Annotated in this window: 14 protein-coding genes and 1 tRNA gene; 8 read left to right on the top strand and 7 right to left on the bottom strand. The window is 61.2% G+C overall.

Annotated elements, in window-relative coordinates:
- The first annotated feature begins 105 nt into the window (after positions 1-105).
- The 6 genes from J2S32_RS01100 to J2S32_RS01125 all read left to right on the top strand — a co-directional run bounded on the left by J2S32_RS01100 (position 106) and on the right by J2S32_RS01125 (position 8,373).
- Positions 106-1,032 (top strand): sulfotransferase domain-containing protein, encoded by a 927-nt coding sequence (locus J2S32_RS01100; RefSeq protein WP_253515256.1) that lies wholly within the window; start codon positions 106-108, stop codon positions 1,030-1,032.
- 510 nt (positions 1,033-1,542) lie between these two features.
- The gene (locus J2S32_RS01105; protein ID WP_253515258.1) at positions 1,543-2,901 is read left to right on the top strand and encodes an O-antigen ligase family protein; all 1,359 of its coding nucleotides are present in this window, start codon (positions 1,543-1,545) and stop codon (positions 2,899-2,901) included.
- A 37-nt stretch (positions 2,902-2,938) separates the two neighbouring features.
- Positions 2,939-3,670 (top strand): polysaccharide biosynthesis/export family protein, encoded by a 732-nt coding sequence (locus J2S32_RS01110; protein WP_253515260.1) that lies wholly within the window; start codon positions 2,939-2,941, stop codon positions 3,668-3,670.
- 52 nt (positions 3,671-3,722) lie between these two features.
- Positions 3,723-5,876: a GumC family protein gene (locus J2S32_RS01115; RefSeq protein ID WP_253515261.1), complete on the top strand. Its 2,154-nt coding sequence runs from the start codon at positions 3,723-3,725 to the stop codon at positions 5,874-5,876.
- 26 nt (positions 5,877-5,902) lie between these two features.
- Positions 5,903-7,093 carry a hypothetical protein gene (locus tag J2S32_RS01120; RefSeq protein ID WP_253515262.1) on the top strand — a complete coding sequence of 397 codons (1,191 nt, stop codon included), beginning with the start codon at positions 5,903-5,905 and terminating at the stop codon, positions 7,091-7,093.
- A gap of 137 nt (positions 7,094-7,230) precedes the next feature.
- Positions 7,231-8,373, top strand: coding sequence for a glycosyltransferase family 4 protein (locus J2S32_RS01125; protein ID WP_253515263.1), 1,143 nt, complete (start codon positions 7,231-7,233; stop codon positions 8,371-8,373).
- Between the two features lie 133 nt (positions 8,374-8,506).
- Here the strand turns inward: J2S32_RS01125 and J2S32_RS01130 are convergent.
- Both J2S32_RS01130 and cpdR read right to left on the bottom strand, forming a co-directional pair.
- Positions 8,507-8,581 (bottom strand) — tRNA-Val (locus J2S32_RS01130).
- Positions 8,582-8,661: 80 nt separating this feature from the next.
- Positions 8,662-9,054: a cell cycle two-component system response regulator CpdR gene (cpdR, locus tag J2S32_RS01135; RefSeq protein WP_253515264.1), complete on the bottom strand. Its 393-nt coding sequence runs from the start codon at positions 9,052-9,054 to the stop codon at positions 8,662-8,664.
- A gap of 198 nt (positions 9,055-9,252) precedes the next feature.
- Here cpdR and J2S32_RS01140 point away from each other — a divergent pair, with 198 nt between their 5' ends.
- On the top strand, positions 9,253-10,203 hold the full coding sequence (locus tag J2S32_RS01140; protein ID WP_253515265.1) for an N-formylglutamate amidohydrolase: 951 nt from the start codon (positions 9,253-9,255) through the stop codon (positions 10,201-10,203).
- A gap of 209 nt (positions 10,204-10,412) precedes the next feature.
- Here the strand turns inward: J2S32_RS01140 and J2S32_RS01145 are convergent, their stop codons facing one another.
- From J2S32_RS01145 to J2S32_RS01165, 5 genes are all read right to left on the bottom strand, one after another.
- Complete coding sequence (locus J2S32_RS01145; protein ID WP_253515266.1) at positions 10,413-11,225, bottom strand: class I mannose-6-phosphate isomerase; 813 nt, start codon at positions 11,223-11,225, stop codon at positions 10,413-10,415.
- Positions 11,222-12,259, bottom strand: coding sequence for a mannose-1-phosphate guanylyltransferase (locus tag J2S32_RS01150; protein WP_253515268.1), 1,038 nt, complete (start codon positions 12,257-12,259; stop codon positions 11,222-11,224). Before J2S32_RS01150 ends, J2S32_RS01145 begins: the two co-directional genes overlap by 4 nt.
- 99 nt (positions 12,260-12,358) lie before the next feature.
- On the bottom strand, positions 12,359-13,333 hold the full coding sequence (locus J2S32_RS01155; protein ID WP_253515270.1) for a hypothetical protein: 975 nt from the start codon (positions 13,331-13,333) through the stop codon (positions 12,359-12,361).
- 76 nt (positions 13,334-13,409) lie between these two features.
- Positions 13,410-14,198: a SapC family protein gene (locus J2S32_RS01160; RefSeq protein WP_253515272.1), complete on the bottom strand. Its 789-nt coding sequence runs from the start codon at positions 14,196-14,198 to the stop codon at positions 13,410-13,412.
- Positions 14,199-14,264: 66 nt separating this feature from the next.
- On the bottom strand, positions 14,265-15,713 hold the full coding sequence (locus J2S32_RS01165; RefSeq protein ID WP_253515273.1) for an FAD-binding oxidoreductase: 1,449 nt from the start codon (positions 15,711-15,713) through the stop codon (positions 14,265-14,267).
- Between the two features lie 156 nt (positions 15,714-15,869).
- Here J2S32_RS01165 and J2S32_RS01170 point away from each other — a divergent pair, with 156 nt between their 5' ends.
- Complete coding sequence (locus tag J2S32_RS01170) at positions 15,870-16,439, top strand: hypothetical protein (RefSeq protein ID WP_253515274.1); 570 nt, start codon at positions 15,870-15,872, stop codon at positions 16,437-16,439.
- The last annotated feature ends 51 nt before the right edge of the window (positions 16,440-16,490 follow it).

Here is a 16,490-nt window from a genome sequence, read left to right on the forward strand (position 1 = left end):
CCTTAGTTGCGGGATGGGTCGTGGGTCTCCTGAATTAGGCACTCGGCCGCCTGTACGGAAGCTTTACCGGCACGGTAGCTGAATTATCCGCCTTGCTTCGCTGTCATGACGTCCATATTCACCGCCTTCACGCAGGCTGGCCCTGTAACTCGCACCGAATTTCCGGAGTGTTCCCTGACCGTGTCGAAGCATTTTGTACAAAGCTCTAGCCTGCGCAAAACCCTGATTGCTGCCTATCGCGCATATGCTCGTGCCCAAGTCTGGCGTCGGGGGCCGCGGATTTTGGTGAACAGTATCCCCAAGGCGGGGACCCACCTGCTCACTGCCGAGCTCGAGCGACTGGCCGATCTCCAGAATTCCCGCCTTCATCTCGATATCGATCGGCTCGGTATGCCGGGGACGAGCAACGATCTCGGATTTCCGATGGTGAACCTTCCGAAGACCGAGCGCGCTATTTCCACGGTCAGGCCCGGACAGATGTTTTCCGCGCACCTCTATTGGTCGAAGGAACTGGAGGACATTCTGTCGGGGGCAGAGATATGCAGTATCTTCATCGCCCGAGACCCGCGTGACATCGTTCTGTCGCGCCTGCACTACGCGATGGGGCTGCGCAGGCATCGGTTGCATCCCTACCTTGCCGAGGTGCTTGAAAACGACAAGGACCGGCTTCGCTCCCTGATCGTCGGCCGTAACGCCGATCCGTTTATTCGTCCCCTGCGGGCGACCCTGCAAGGCTATCTTCCGTGGCTCGACCGTCCGGGTACGCTCGCGGTCCGTTTCGAGGATCTGGTGGGGCAACGAGGCGGAGGCACCGCCGAAAGGAAGCGTGACGCCTTGCGCAGCATCGTCGATCTCTGCGGCATCGATGGCAGCAAGGTGGACGAAATGGCGGGGATGGGAACCGGCCCCACACCTACAATGCGAAAAGGCAAGGCGGGTGGCTGGCGCGACGAGATGCCGGCGGAACTCGTCGAGCTATGCGATGCCGAAATGGGCGATCTCATCGAGGCCTATGGCTACGCTCGAACTTGAGACCCTGAAGTCGTGAACGGGGCCCACAAACGGGCTGTTGCATGGGCGGAATATTCGCTGCGTTGCCGCCTCGGGACGACACGACAGGTGCAGATCTGAGCTGAATGATAAAAACGATTTGCGTCGGCCTCGGAGATTATCATGCCCAAAACCCCACAGGCATGAACGCTAAGGGAAACGGCGCAAGGCGCCGGGCCGTCGTGGCGGGATACTTAAGTTAACGTCGACTGATTGGCGTTTCGCCGCAGCGGGTGAGCGGTTCTGATAGTGTAAAAGCAAACGTTTGGTGGTGTAATCGAGTTGCGATTTCAGCCCGATGTGTCCTACAGGCGCATCATCGTCGCGCACGGGATGGGCTGACGTAGAACGGAACGGGAAGCAAAGATCATGTCATCGACCGTCAGCGTGGATCGATCCGGATCACGTCCGGCAGGGAGGCGATCAAGAAAGACCTCCAAGAAAAAAGCGGCGTCATCAAAGGGACTCCGCGGGTTTTTCCAGGACCGACGCTTGCACCTCGCGATCTACTTCGCCTTCATCCTGCTCGTTGGTCTGACCGGCGGTGGTTCGCGGCCCGACATATTGTCGCTTCTGCTGCTGCGACCGCTGGCTGCCCTGTTCTTGATCTATATCGTCTGGCGGATTTCGGCCGACGAATTGAAAGCGGTCCGTTTCCCGTTGCTGTTCATCGGCTCGCTGATGGTCATTGCCTTGTTGCAACTCGTCCCCCTACCGCCGGTGATCTGGAGTTCGCTGCCCGGCCGGGAAGGTGTCGCGCAACTCGACGAGCTTTTTGGAATGCAAGACGTGTGGCGTCCGCTCAGTCTCGAGCCGAGCCGAACGTGGAATGCGTTCTTTTCGATGTTCGTGCCGCTGGTAGCGGTGGGTTTCGTCGGCTTGCTATGGAACAGAGAGCGTCGCTGGATACTGCCTCCGATTTTGGCGATGGGCGTGCTCAGCATGGTGGTCGGCTATTTGCAGGCGCTCGGAGCCGACAGTTTGTACTTCTACCGCGTAACACACGGCCATCACCCGGTCGGCTTGTTCGCGAACAAGAATCATCAGGCGGTGCTGCTGAACTGGCTCTTGCTGACAGTTTGCTACATGATCACGCGGATCGACCTGCGCGACCGGCGAGCCAGCCTCCGTCTCGCATCGGGTCTCGCGCTCGTGTTCCTCATCTATCCGCTGCTGTTCGTCACCGGGTCACGGGCAGGCCTCTTGCTGTGCGCGCCAGTAAGCGTGGTCTGTGCGGTAATGCTTTGGCAGGCGCCGGCGCTCAATCGTGCATGGCAGGGATCAAGTCGGCGCGTGAGGCTGGCCATTACCGGATTGGGTGGCAGCGTACTGGCGGCCTTGGCCATGGTCTTCGGCTATCTGGCCATCACCGAACGGCAGACCGCGCTTACCCGCCTGTTCGAATCCGATCCGGCGGATGAGCTGCGCTGGATCTACCTGCCCAAGATTTTCGAGATGATGCGGGACTATTGGCTCGAGGGTATCGGGTTTGGCGCGTTCGAAAGCGTTTTCTACGGATACGAGAACGTCGAAAATCTGAGCACAAGTTATCTAAACCAGGCGCATTTCGAGCCGCTGCAATATGTTATTGAAACCGGGCTGGCGGGATTGCTTCTGCTCGTTGCGGCTCTGGTGTGGGTTGTCCGGCGGCTACTGCGCCTTTGGCACGCTGGCGACGGCAAGGCGCGCATCCTTGCCGTCTACCTTTGCGGGGCGCTCGGGGTGTGGCTAATCGCCGGGCTGGTTGACTATCCCACGAGAACCCCCTTGGGGCAGTTGGTATTCGCAATCTTGACCGGCTTTTTGGCGGTCTCTAGCATTGATCTCGAAAGGCATCGGAAAATTGGGTAGGGCGCGATCGACCTCTTTTGCCTGGGGCAATTTCTCGATGAACTTGAGGACCTTTATGAATCCGAAATTTGTTTTGGCTGCGGCGGTTTTCGCCGTGACAGGGTGCTCGAGCGGCCCTCCGGAGTTGGGGCTCGCCCCTACGGTGGAGTACGTCCAGGCGGGCGCGATGCCTCAGCCCGAGAAGGTCGGCGCCGACGGCAGCTTTCTCTATGCTTTGGGACCGCTCGACAAGGTCGAAGTAGAGGTCGTCGGGATGCCCGATTTGACTCGCCAGTTGTCCGTGGATGCACAGGGTTTCCTCTCGGTTCCGCTGGCAGGCGCCGTGAAGGCAACCGGCCTTACTCCCGTCGAACTGGCGGACATCCTCGAGGAGAGGATGCGACAGAACTATCTCAGGGATCCCGACGTGGTGGTGAACCTGGTTGAATCGACGAGCAACGCGATAACGCTCGATGGGCAGGTCAGGCGCCCCGGAATATATCCGGTTTATCGCGACCAGACACTGACCCAGGCGATTGCTGTTGCTGGCGGTGAGAACGACTTTGCGAGGGTCACGACCGTGATCGTTTTTCGCGAGGTAAGTGGTCAGAAGTATGTCGGGCTATATGATGTGAGGGCGATCAGGCGCGGAAACTACGCCGATCCAAGCGTCTATCCCGGCGATAGGGTGGTGGTTGACGAATCCCAGACCCGGCGATTCCTGGACACGATCCAAGGCGTTACCAACTTGCTGACCACTCCGCTCGTCTTGCTTTCCCGCACCGCTTGATCGCGGCAAGCCAACATTTCGAAAGTAGGTTCAGGTGACAACCCAGGATAATATGGCGACTGCAGCATCATCGGGACCGTATGAGGCGGCCGAGTTTGAAGGCCCCGGCAATGGGCCGGAGAAACCCTCGATCTTCCACTACATCTGGCGGGTTTTCTGGACGAACCGACTGATAGTCGGTGCGATCATAATCGCCGCGGTCGCCATAGCGCTGGTGCTGACTCTGCTCGCAACGCCGCAATATACCTCGACCGCGCGTATCCAGATCAACAGGATCGAAGCGAACGTATCGGACGTCGAGGGAGTCGAGCCTGCGGGGGACGGACTCAATTACGACGAGTTCTATCGCACACAGTACGCGCTTCTCGAAAGCGAGGCTCTGGCCGAACGCGTCGCGCGTAAGCTGAACCTACCGGCCGACGAGGCCTTCATCGACGCGTTCAATATCCCGGACGATGGGGAAATCCGGTCCGGCAACCAGCGGCTTGCCATGGAGCGGACATCGCTGCTCCTCCTTGAACTTATTTCCATCGAACCGGTTGTCGGATCGAGCCTCGCCGATGTGTCCTTCACGAGCCCGTCTCCGGAGCTGTCGCGGAGAATCGCTTCGACCTGGATCAGCGAATTCGTTGCGGCTTCGATGGAGCGGAGGTTTGCCGCTACCGACGATGCACGCAGATTTCTCGAGCAGCAGCTCGCAGAATTGCGCTCGCGCCTGGAAGATTCCGAGCGATCCTTCGTTACCTATTCTTCGCAGAGCGGAATCGTATCGCTCTCGAACAGTGAAGCGACCACCGGGAATGATCGTACGCTCAAGGCGTCCGACCTGGCGAGCATGAACGACGCGTTGAACAGCGCGCGTGCCGATCGCATTGCTGCGGAAAGTGCCTTGCAGGCCGGTGTTCAGCAGCAAGGTAACACAGTGGCGAATACGCTGCGTGCCAAGCGTGCGGAGCTTGCAGCGCAGAAGGCCAACCTTCTGACGCAATTCGAGCCTGGTTACCCCCGGGTCGAGGCCCTGACCAACGAGATTGCTGAGCTCGATCGTTCGATCGCCGATGCGCTCGGTACCGGGCAGGCCGACTTGCGGCGCAACTTGATGCAGGCGCAACAGCGCGAGCAAGCTTTGCAGGCACAAGTCGAAGGGCTGCGCTCCATCTATAACGATGAACAGCGCGCCACTGTTCAGTACAACATATTGAAGCGCGACGTCGACACCAACCGCGAACTCTACAACAGCCTGCTTCAGCGCTATAAGGAGATCGGTGTTGCAGGGGCTGCAGCGAGCAATGTGCAACTTGTCGATCCGCCGCGTATCCCTCGCGAGCCTTCCAGTCCGAATCTGCCGCTCAACCTTGCGCTAGGCTTTCTGCTGGGTATCGGCGTTTCGGGTGCAGTCCTGTTCGCTCGCGAAGAGATGGATCGAAGCGTCCGGGATCCCCAGGATGTGAGGCAGAAGCTGAACATCGCCCTGCTGGGTGTCATTCCGAAAACCGATGCGGAAGACCCCCTGGACGAGCTTGCCGACGCCAAGAGTGCCATTTCGGAAGCCTATCTGTCGGCCGGCGTGCTGCTTGATATGTCGACTTCCGAAGGTTTCCCGAAAACCCTGATGCTTACGAGCACGGTGCCCAGTGAAGGTAAGACCAGTTCGTCTTATGCGCTGGCCCACCGGCTTGCGCGCAGTGGCCGCAAGACCATTTTGGTCGACTTGGACCTTCGCAATCCGTCGGTGGCCAAGAGGCTGGGCGTGCCGAACGAGCGTGGGGTGGTCGAATTCCTGACCGGCCAGGATGCTCTTGGTACTTTGATCCAGCGGGACGTTGGCCCCAATTTCGACATCCTGAGCGTTGGCGCGATCCCGCCCAATCCCGGTCAGCTCATCGCGGGTCCCAGGATCGGCGAGTTGCTGACGCAACTGCGTAGTGCCTACGATTTCGTGGTGATCGATGCCCCGCCGGTGCTCGGGATCGCGGACGCTCCGGTCCTGGGAAGCCAGGTCGAAGGCATCGTATATATCATCGAGGCAAACCGTGCCGGTGTTCGCCAGCTGTCGAGCGCGATCGAGCGCATGCGGTCCATGGGTGGTCGGATCCTGGGCGGCATCCTTACCAAGGTCGATGAACGCAATTCCGAATACGGCTACGGTTCGGAATATGGCTACGGCTATGGCTATGGCCAGAGCTCGGACAACGAAAAGCTATGAGCCAGCGGGGATTTGCGGCCCCGGCCATGATCGGGAAGATCGTCGTAAGCATAGCCACATTGGTGTGTGCGGGGGCTGGGTTCGTCAACGCGGCCTCCGAAACCGGCAATCTGTCGCTGTCGATGTCCCGTACTCTGGACGCGACGATAAATTCCGAGGTCCGAAGTCGGGCGCTCGACCAGAATTTTCGTCTGGCTGCATCGGCGGAAGCAGAGAACGGTAACACGGGTTTCCCCGAAAGCTCCGATATGGTCCTCGCAGAAGCGCAATCGCTTCGCGCGCTTCGCCCCCTCGATCCTGTCCCTGTGAGGGTTTGGGCGGTCGGCGGGATCGCCCAAACCGATCCCGAGCGGGCATCGAATATTCTCGTGTCCGCCAGTACCATGAATAAGCGCGACGCGGTCGCGAACATGTGGTTGGTTCACAACTTCGCACGCGGCGAAAGAGTGGACGCAATGATCACCTTCTTCGACCAGGGGCTTCGCACGAGCAGGCAATTGCGTTCGACGGCAATTGCGCCATTTGTCGGCTTGCTCGCTTTGCGCGAGGGACGCGATCGCATTGGGCAGCTAATCCGCGCCCATCCCGATTGGGAAGAGGATTTCTGGACCGAGTTCGCACGCAATCAGATTGCGCTGCAGAATTCGGGCTCGTTCTTCGAGGAAACGGGAATCGATTTCTCAGAGCAACCAAGCGAGCGCAAGGCCGAGATCTATCGCAATCTCAGACGGTTGGGTTATTTCGAAAGCATGTTCGCCTTAGCCGCCAAGGATCGGCCCCTGGGGGAACAAAGCGAACGGATTCCGCCCGAATCGCTCGCATCGGTAACCAGTCCGGTTGGATGGAGATTGCAATCATCGGGCCTGGTTTCGAGCTTCTACGATGATACCCGCGAAGCATTGATCGTCGATGCTCAACCGGGCGCGCTTGGCGCGTTTGCGGAGCTCGTAACGCCAAAGAAATCCGGCGGCCAACTGGAGGTCGCCTTGGAGCGTCCGGCCCCCGAAGGTGGGCGTTTGCGGGTATCGGCTACATGCGCAGGTGATCAGAGCAATATGCTGGCTCAGCTTGAGCTTCGGCCGGGGGAAACCCTTGCCAGCACACCGCTCGCCGAGGATAGCGATTGTGCCTTTCTGCTCCTGAGCGCTTCAATCGCTGTCGAGCGGGGAAGCCAGGGAGGGGTAGAGCTCGCAATCTCCCGCATCGGCCTGCGGTGATCGAGCGTCCGACCGTCTACCCATTGCGTATAACGGGCTTCGCGATGTGTCGGAGCCCTGCGTGAGGGCAGGGTGCTGATTGCGCTTCGTAATCGAAAATTTGCAGGCTGCCGTATCATGCATATCGATTAGGTCAGATGATGAGCTCAACCACCAAAAAATCCGTTCTGATCTGTGCCAAGGCATTCCCCCCGGTCGTGGGCGGGGTGGAAAGTTACAGCGAACACACAGCCCAAGCTTACCTTCGATGCGGTGTAACCCCCACGGTGCTGACCAGCTTTCCCGGCGAAAGCGGTTGGACCACTCGCGAATACCCGGAAGGTAAAATCGACGTTCTCAACGTCGGTACGGGAAGCCAGCCGAAGGTCCTTGCCAGACTTGCGCGCGCTGCACGGTCGCAAACCCGTGCGAACCGATTCACGTTCTGTCATGCGACAACGTGGAGGGCAGGCGTGGCATTGCTGCCATGGGCTCGGACTCCGCGGACCGCAGTGACTGTCCACGGCAGGGAAATCCTGATCAATCCGTTTTACCTCCGGCCGGTGCTGCGCAGGGCTTTGCCCCGGTTCGACCTGCTCGCATCGGTTTCGGATTATACTGGCGCCAGGCTGCAGCAGGAATTTCCCGAACTACAAAATTCCAAGGGCAGGATCGTCTCGTTCAACGGACTTTCGTACAGGCGCGAGGCATGCCTCCACACCCCGTCTTTCGATCGCTCGAAGGTCCGAATATATAGCTTCTGCCGCCTGGTAGAGCGTAAGAACCTGCTCAATGCGGTTCGCGCGATTGCATTGCTCAAGGACAAGCGCCTCCCGGTTCCTTTCGAATACGTGATATCCGGGACGGGCCCTCTTGCCGACGAGATCCGGGCGGCGATCGATCGTCTGGAGCTGCATGACCATGTGCGCATGACCGGCTATTTGCCGGATTCCCAGGTTATAGAAAACTTCAAGAACACCGACATCTTCCTTCATCCGCAGGTCGCTGCGGTGTCGGATTTGGACATCGAAGGATTCGGCTTGGTGATCGCCGACGCGATGTCATTCGGCGCTGCTGCGGTTGTCGGGAAAGATGGCGGTCCCTCGGACTTCATCGAAGACGATCAAACGGGCCTGATCGTGGATGGCGGTAGTGTCGAGCAAATTGCTGACGCACTCGAGGGACTTGTCAGCGATGAAAAGTACCGGCAGCGCATCGCGACGCAGGGGCGAGCATGGTGTCTCGATAATCTATCCTGGGACAACCATGTGCTCGATATCATGAAGGCACTGGAAGTTTGAGCGAGGCGGGACTGCGTTCCCGATACCCGTAGCGCCCCGGTTCTGCTGCAGGAGCTGAAAGCCGCCAAGACTACTTTGGCAACAAAAAAGCCCGCCGTTTCCGGCGGGCTTTTTCATGCCTCGAAGGCTTCGATGGTGGGCGTAGCAAGGATTGAACTTGCGACCCCTACGATGTCAACATAGTGCTCTACCACTGAGCTATACGCCCGCACCATCGGGTGCCCCTTTCGTGGGGCAGGCGCGCCCTTTAGCGGGGCGCTGAAAGCCATGCAAGACCCTATTTGGGAGCTATTGCAAACGCGCGCTGATACGGTCTTCGAGTACCCGTTCGACTTCCAGCACGAGGTCGCGCAGATGGAAAGGTTTCGACAGGACCTTGGCGTGCGGCTGCTCGCGGCTGGCTTTCAGAGTAACCGCGGCAAAGCCGGTGATAAACATGACCTTCGTATGCGGGCTCACTTCGTTGCAGCGCTGAGCCAGTTCGATCCCGTCCATCTCGGGCATTACGATATCCGAGAGCAACAGATCGTATTCGCATTCCTCGAGCAGCGGGATGGCCGCAGTGCCCCGATCGACCGAGTCGACTGTATAGCCTGCATTGACGAGCGCGCGTTCGAGATAGACGCGCATGGCATCGTCGTCCTCGGCGAGCAGGATTCGCTGGGTCGTTGTTTCGGTCATGCCAACTGCTTAGCGCGCGTGCTTTAAAAAAGCATGTATCCAAAACAAGCATTGTTAATGGACGGGTAGGGCTGATGGGCCGGGATGAGCGAGAATGACGTCCCACATGCTGGCTACCGGGGCGGGACGATCAAAAACTCCCCGCAGCGGAAGGAAATCTGCGCTTGCTTAATCGAGGCGCGCGCCCGACGATGCAGCATGAACGAACGGCAGGCAGCAGCAACGACGGGTGCCGAGCACCTGTCGGGCGGCAAGATCCCGGGGCGGCAGGGGCCGTCCTACAACCTGTTCCGGTTTGGCGAGCCTAGCATTCCGATTCTGATTGCCGCACCGCATTGCGGGCGTGCCTACCCCGACGATGTGCTGGCTGCGCTACGCGATCCCGACCAGGCGCGGCTGCGACTCGAGGATCGCCATATCGATGCCGTCGCGCAGCCGGTCGCCTCGGCCACCGGAGCGAGCCTGCTGCTTGCCGAGGCACCGCGGGCGATGATCGATCTCAACCGTTCGGTCGAGGATGTCGATTGGGGCATGGTGCGCGGCGCGAAGCCCCGGCCGATGCGGCATTCGCTGGCCAATCGCCGGTCGCGCAACGGTCTCGGCCTCGTGCCGCGGCGCATTCCCGGCATGGGTGAAATCTGGCGCCGACCGCTCGCCAAGGCCGAACTCGATGCGTGGATCGAGGGCATCTATACTCCCTATCACACCGCTCTTGGTCACGAGCTTGAGCGGTTGCGCGATCGCTGGGGCGTGGCGCTGCTGGTCGATCTGCATTCGATGCCCCCGCTCAAGCGCAGCCATCCGCAGGACCACCCGGCAGAATTCGTTATCGGTGACCGTTTCGGCGCTTCCTGCGATCCCGGGCTGGTCGATCTGGCGATCCGCTATCTGGCGACCCATGGCCGCCGGGTGGCACATAATCGCCCCTATTCGGGCGGCTATGTGCTCGATCGCTACGGCCAGACGGCACGGGGTATCCATGCGGTGCAGATCGAGGTCTGCCGCAGCACCTATCTCGATGCCCGGCTCGACCAGCCCAGCGCAAGGGTCGGGGCAATTGCGAAGCTGATTGCCAGCCTCGTGCGCACCCTGGGGGCAGAGGTCGCGACCATGGGGCGGCCGGGCCATATGGCGCAGGCCGCGGAATAGCCCGTCCACAAAAAACCACCCCACGCAATATGCGCGGGGTGGCCAAGGTTCAGGGAGGAGATGCACTTTCGTGCATCTACCGGGGGGCCATGAGGGGCGGCCCAGCCGGCACAATAAAAATGGAGCGGGGTCGTGCGAATTTCAAGGGTCGGTTGGGGCTATGGTGCACACCGTTCGGCGCGCAGCGGGAGCATCCTGTCAGTTTCCGGTCAGGAGGACGCGGTCGGCTGGGCGATCAGGACCAGGCTATCCCCCGCTCGGGATGTCGAGCCGAAGTCTTCGACCAGCGCGCATTCTCCTGCGCCAAGCCGCTGCCCATCGAGCATGATTTCGCCCGACAACGGTATCACGATCGACGGTGCCTGCGCGATTGCGGGCAGGGGGGCCGATGTGTTGCTCTGCCAATAGAAGAGCCGGAAATGGGGGCCATCGACCAACAGCCCCGCGTCGTCGTCCATCCGCGTGCTGAGATCGAGCGGGTAGGGTCCGGTGGTCGCGACCTCGACACCCTGATCCAGGTGGAGTTCGCGCGGCCGCCCATAATCGAACAGGCGGAAGGTGATGTCGCTGTTTTGCTGCACTTCGACAAGGCTGATCCCGCCGCCAATGGCGTGGACCGTGCCTGCGGGGATGTAGAAAGCGTCGCCCCGCTGAACCTCGTGCCAGACGAGCTTGTCGACGATCGTCCCGTCAAGGGCGGACTTGCGCATGTCTTCGGGAGTGATGTCCTCGCGGAACCCCACCGCAATGGAGGCGCCCGGTTCGGCATCGAGAATGACCCAGCACTCGCTCTTCCCGCCGTCTGCGAGGCCCATCGCTTCGGCTTGTTCGTCGCTGGGATGGGCCTGAACGGACAACCGTTCGCTGGTGAAGATATATTTGACCAGCAGCTGGTCTAGCTCGGGCGGAGGTTCGAACCAGACTTCGCCAATGGGCTGGTCAGAAGGGTGCGGGAAGGGGGCGGGCAGCCGCTTTACCCCCCAGACCTTGTCCACGAAGCGCGTTGGAAGCTTGCGGATCATTGGTTCTTGCACCGGCTCGCCTCTCCTACACGCTGGACCGCATTGCGGTTGGTCACGAGGATGTCCTCGCCGTCGACGACCACGACGATATTGTCAGCACCGATCAGCGTTACATGCGGTCCGTCGCTGTCGATCATTGCGCCCTGCGCACCGATGATCTCTCCCGGCCCGACGATGACGTTGTCATCATCAGCGGTTTTGCGTTGGTGCAGCAGTGCGTCCCAATTGCCGATGTCCGACCATCCCATCGAGACATCGACCATGGCTGCACGATCGGTGTTTTCCATGATCGCGTAATCGACCGATTCCGGCGTGATTGCGGCGAAAAGCTCCGCGTCGGGACGAAAGTCTTCGCTTCCGGCGGCGCGGCTGTCGAAGGCCGCGGTTGCGGCTTGGGCCATAGCCGGACGATGCTTGGCGAGTTCGGACAGGAAATGGCCCGCACGAAAGGCGAAGATCCCGCCGTTCCAGGCGTAACCACCCTCGGCGAGGAAGCCGAGCGCGGTCTCCAAGTCGGGCTTTTCGACAAAACTGTGCACATGGTGGCCTCCACCAAGCGCTTCGCCGCGGCGGATATAGCCGTAGCCGGTCTCGGGAGCGGTTGCCTCGATGCCGAAGGCCACCAGCCAATCCCGGCTCGCCAACTCGGCGGCAGCCTCGGCGGCGGCTTCGAACGCCTGGCGATCGATAATATGGTGGTCGCTGGGGCAGACGAGCATGATGTCGTCCTTGTCGAGCGCTAGTGCAGCCAGCGCAATCGCAGGCGCCGTGTTCCGTCCCATGGGTTCGACGACGAACTGCGCATCGGGCGCGATATCTGCTGCTTGCGGCTTGGCAAACTCCAGATGTTTCTCGCCGATCACCACCAGCGGACGCGCAAACCGGCGTCGATCCGAACAGCGCTGGAGCGTCGCCTGGTAAAGTGTCTGCTCGCCGAGGAGCGGAATAAAAGGCTTCGGCTTCGCCGAGCGGCTACGCGGCCAGAGCCGGGTGCCGCTCCCCCCGCACAGTACGACTGGTACGATAGTGGGCAAGGAGTTCTCCATTAGTCCGTTCGGCGCGGTTCTGGCAGAAGTCGACAAGGCTTGGAAGGGGAAGCGCCCGGCGGTGTTACTTCGTAATCACCAAATGTGTCACTTTTCCGGAAGTTCTCTTGGTAGCTCTTGCTTGAAGAACATCGACCAATCGGCGCGCCCGTCCGTTCTCGACTGCTTGGCCGCCTCGATCGTCGCCAGTTCCGCTTCGATGAATTCAACGCGTTCATCCCACCCGTCGTGCGAGCGCTTGCGGAAGATCCATCCCCCATGCTTGGGTCCCCAGCGTCGCATGAAAGCGATCGCCGCTTGCGGATCGTAGCCTGCGTTTTGCAGCAACCAGGGCATCAGGCGGTCGGCATCGCGTTCGGACAGGCGGACAAGCTTCCGCTTCCAGCCGATCTCGCGGAAGGTCTGCGGATGACGAAGAATATTGTGCGCCATTTCATGCGCAATCGCTGCGGCGAAGGCGGCTTCCTCATAGGCAAGGCCAGGGAACCGTTCGCCGACAAGCACGCGCTCGCCATCCGCGGCAGCGTTGCTTTTCGAATCTATGAGTTCGAAGCGCGTTGGGCACGCGTCCACGCCTTCGATCGTCGCGGTACGGATCGTCCCTCCGGGTATCTGCCAGGTGATGTCTAGCGCCCCCAGGGCGAGTGCGCTGTCGATTGAATCACGAAGGCCGAATACGCGCTGCCAGCGAGGATCGGTTTTCGGCCAGTCCTGCGCGATTGTCTGGCCATTGATGGCCAGGATCGTGTTGTTGCGTTCTATTCCAGCTGCGGCCGCCGGGGACGCGGGAGCGACCGCCTGTACACCGATGTCGCCATGCAAGCCGAACAGTCGGTGCACGGCGACCGGGTCGCCATAGCTTTCCGCGTCGTGGATCAGCATGCCCGAGACCCGCACGGTTTGCGGGCAGAAATCGGCGTTGGCCGTCGCCAGGCGATAGCCGACGCGAAACAGCAGGTCTTCGCTACGTTGGAAAACTTCGAGCGGCTGCAGTTCGCGTGTCTCGGCGGAGTCCTGCTGCGCGAACGCCTGTATCGCCGGAAGCGCCAGTGCCAGCGCCACGCCGGTAGCGGCCGCGCGCAAGCGGCTGGGCGAGGGCGCGCGTCTCACTGCAAGACGCGCGCCCTTGCTCGGATTCTTAGGCAGTCGGGACACCGGCAGTCGCGGCGTCGGGCAGCGGCACCTTGCCCTGCTGGAGCTGGCGGCCGAAGATCGTGCGCATCATGTCCATCGAGAAAATCTGTGCCCAGATCAGCGGCAGCAGGCCGTTTTCGGTCCATTTGCGCAGCTGGTCGCCGCGCAGTTCGCGCAGCTTTTCCTGATTGATCATCTGGAACCCGCGATAGACGAACGGCTTGTCACTGCCCTGCTGGGTGATCGAGATTTCGCCTTCCATGAGAAGGTCGTGATCCTTCAGTTCCTTCATGAAGTTCTGCGTGCGCTGGCCGGCATGTTCGAACTGCTCGCAGAACTCGAGGATCTGCTTGGTGCCTTCGCTGGCTTCGCCATTTTCGAACAAGGCCTGGCCTTCTTCGAACTCGCCGATGTTCTCCGCGGTCGGATCGAAGCACAGCGACAGGTCCTCGCTGTCGGGCTTGAGCCGTGCGAGCATGAAGGGATAGCGGCGGACATAGGCGGGGATGTAGACCTGCTCGGTCACAGTGCCTTCTTCGTCCACGAAGGTGTTGACGCCGTCATTGAGGCCCATCAGCGCCAGCGGCACAGCTTCGGGGCCGGTCGAGAAGACGATCGGCATATCGCGCTGCGCCTGGACGAACTCGTCCACCGTCAGCGGCACGGCATGCTGCTTGGCGAGCCACGGTGCCTTGGTCATCGGACGCGAGCGGTAATTCGCATGGTCCTTGCTGTTGAGCGGCATCAGGTCTTTGAAGAACAGGGGCAGATTGGGCTGCGGCGCGCTGGCCATGGAACTCTCCGAAATTCGATTGAATTGAGCGGCAAACCCGATGGGCAAGCACACGAAGCGGGCGCTTTACGGCGTTGCGGCGTGCGGTGCAAGCGGCACCAGTTTGCCCGGGTTGAGTATCCCCTGCGGATCGAGCGCCTGCTTGACCTTGCGCATCAGCGAGAGCGCCACCGGATCGCCCAATCGCCCGAGTTCATCGCGTTTCATCTGGCCAATGCCGTGTTCCGCGCTGAGCGATCCGCCGAAGTCGGTCACGCGGTCATGGACGAACGCGCTGATCGCTTTCCCGTCGCCCATTTCCCATTCGCCGCGCACGGCACCGGCGGGGGCGAGAACATGGAAGTGGATATTGCCATCGCCCAGATGGCCGAACCCGACCGCGCGGGTGCCGGGAAACCGCTTTTCCACCTGCGGCGCCGCCGTTTCTACGAATTCGGCCATCCGTGCCACCGGAACCGAGATATCGTGCTGCATCGCCGGACCGATCGCGCGCTCCGCCGCGGAGATGCTGTCGCGTATCTGCCAGAAGGCTTCGGCCTGTGCCTCGCTGGTCGAGATCACGGCATCCTCGAGCAGGCCGTGCTCCATCGCACTCTCGAACACCTCGGCGACCAGGCTGTCGAGCTTTCCTGCGTCACCCGGGTCCGCGACCAGTTCCACCAGCGCATGCCAGGCATGCGTGCCCGCCAGGGGACTTCGCGCGGTAGGAACGTGGGCCAGGACCGATTCGAGGCAATGGCGGGGCAGCACCTCGAACCCCTCTAGCGCGTCGCTCGCGACCTTCTCGCAGTGGAGCAGCAATTCGCGCGCTGCCGAGATGCTGGGCAGGCCAACCCAGGCAACGCGGCGTTCGCCGATCTGCGGCACCAGCCGCAGGGTCGCGGCGGTTATGATCCCCAAGGTCCCTTCGGACCCGATCAGCATCTGCTTGAGATCGAAGCCGCGATTGTCCTTCTTGAGCGGGACCAGACCGGAGAAAATTTCGCCATCGGCCAGCACCGCTTCGATTCCGAGTACCTGCGCGCGCATCGTGCCGTGGCGCAGGACCTGCGTTCCCCCGGCATTGGTCGAGATGAGGCCGCCCACGGTGGCCGAACCCTTGCCCCCAAGCGTGAGGGGAAAGCGCAAGCCTTGCTTTTCGGCGGTCTCGTGCAGCGTCTGGAGCACCACGCCTGCGTCACAGGTAATTTGCTGTGCAGCGACATCGAAATCCCGGATCGCATCCATTCGGCGCAGCGAAAGCAATACGCTCGTGCCGCTCTCGTCGGGCGTGGCGCCGCCCGACATGCCGCTGTTCCCGCCCTGCGGGACGATCGGAATTCGGTGCGCTGCGCATAATTTGACGAACTGGGCGAGTTCGTCGGTCGACGCAGGCGAGGCCAGCCCGACCGCCTTGCCGGTGTACCGTCCCCGCCAGTCGGTTAGCCAAGGTTCGACTAGTTCGGGATCGCAGGTGAACCCGCGTGGTCCCAGGATGTCGGCGGCGGCGGCGCGAAAGGTGTCGGTCACGGTCATCTGCCGCATCCTTGCCATAGATGGACGGGCAAATGCCACCACTTGCCAATCGGGTCAGAACAATTAAGCCCGCATTCAAGCGTGGGGGCGCATCAGGCAACGCCATAACTTCCCGCACGTTAATCGACCTGCGGCCGAGGAGCGTTCGAACGAAGCATGCCCCTGCTGTCTCCCCTTTTTGCCATGCTCGTCGCATTGGGCACGCCGTCAGGCGCGGGGGAGGGTGCGGTCGCGCACCAGGCGCAAGTGTCAGAGGGCACCCGCCTGGATAGCGAGGCGCTATCGGCACGCGGTACCATCTGGACCGGATTTACCGACAGCCGCGGCATACCGGTCGCCAACCAGGTGCGGATCGAGCGCCGCGTCATCCTGCGAATCAGCCCGCAGCCCAGCAGCATGCGGCGCAGCTTTCTGACGGAACTGCCGCGCCAGGCCCCGTCGCCGCGGCTCGTCGAACGCCCTTACGGCAGCTGCGTCGATGCGAGCGATATCATCGGCGTATCCGACCGTGACAGCCGGCTGGTGATGTATATGCGCAACCGCCAGATCATTACCGCCGAGCTCGAGAAAAGCTGCAGCCCGCGCGATTTCTACCTCGGTTTCTATGTCGAGCAGAATGACGATGGCAAGCTGTGCGTCGATCGCGATCGCTTGCTGTCGCGCGCCGGGGCCAAGTGTCGCATTTCCAACCTCAATCGCCTCGTGGCGGTTACCGACGACCGCTGAGCAGCACTTCGCACCGTGATTTCTTGACTTTCGGCGTATTTCCAGCAAAGG

This window comes from Qipengyuania citrea, assembly GCF_024171405.1.
In the GTDB taxonomy this organism is placed as follows: domain Bacteria; phylum Pseudomonadota; class Alphaproteobacteria; order Sphingomonadales; family Sphingomonadaceae; genus Qipengyuania; species Qipengyuania profunda.

Excerpts from the sequence above, each read along its gene's own strand:
- J2S32_RS01120 (WP_253515262.1), top strand. The coding sequence starts at position 5,903 with ATGATCGGGAAGATCGTCGTAAGCATAGCCACATTGGTGTGTGCGGGG.
- J2S32_RS01115 (WP_253515261.1), top strand. The coding sequence starts at position 3,723 with ATGGCGACTGCAGCATCATCGGGACCGTATGAGGCGGCCGAGTTTGAA.
- J2S32_RS01100 (WP_253515256.1), top strand. The coding sequence starts at position 106 with ATGACGTCCATATTCACCGCCTTCACGCAGGCTGGCCCTGTAACTCGC.
- J2S32_RS01140 (WP_253515265.1), top strand. The coding sequence starts at position 9,253 with ATGAACGAACGGCAGGCAGCAGCAACGACGGGTGCCGAGCACCTGTCG.
- J2S32_RS01125 (WP_253515263.1), top strand. The coding sequence starts at position 7,231 with ATGATGAGCTCAACCACCAAAAAATCCGTTCTGATCTGTGCCAAGGCA.
- J2S32_RS01165 (WP_253515273.1), bottom strand. The coding sequence starts at position 15,713 with ATGACCGTGACCGACACCTTTCGCGCCGCCGCCGCCGACATCCTGGGA.
- J2S32_RS01110 (WP_253515260.1), top strand. The coding sequence starts at position 2,939 with ATGAACTTGAGGACCTTTATGAATCCGAAATTTGTTTTGGCTGCGGCG.
- cpdR (WP_253515264.1), bottom strand. The coding sequence starts at position 9,054 with ATGACCGAAACAACGACCCAGCGAATCCTGCTCGCCGAGGACGACGAT.
- J2S32_RS01160 (WP_253515272.1), bottom strand. The coding sequence starts at position 14,198 with ATGGCCAGCGCGCCGCAGCCCAATCTGCCCCTGTTCTTCAAAGACCTG.
- J2S32_RS01145 (WP_253515266.1), bottom strand. The coding sequence starts at position 11,225 with ATGATCCGCAAGCTTCCAACGCGCTTCGTGGACAAGGTCTGGGGGGTA.
- J2S32_RS01170 (WP_253515274.1), top strand. The coding sequence starts at position 15,870 with ATGCCCCTGCTGTCTCCCCTTTTTGCCATGCTCGTCGCATTGGGCACG.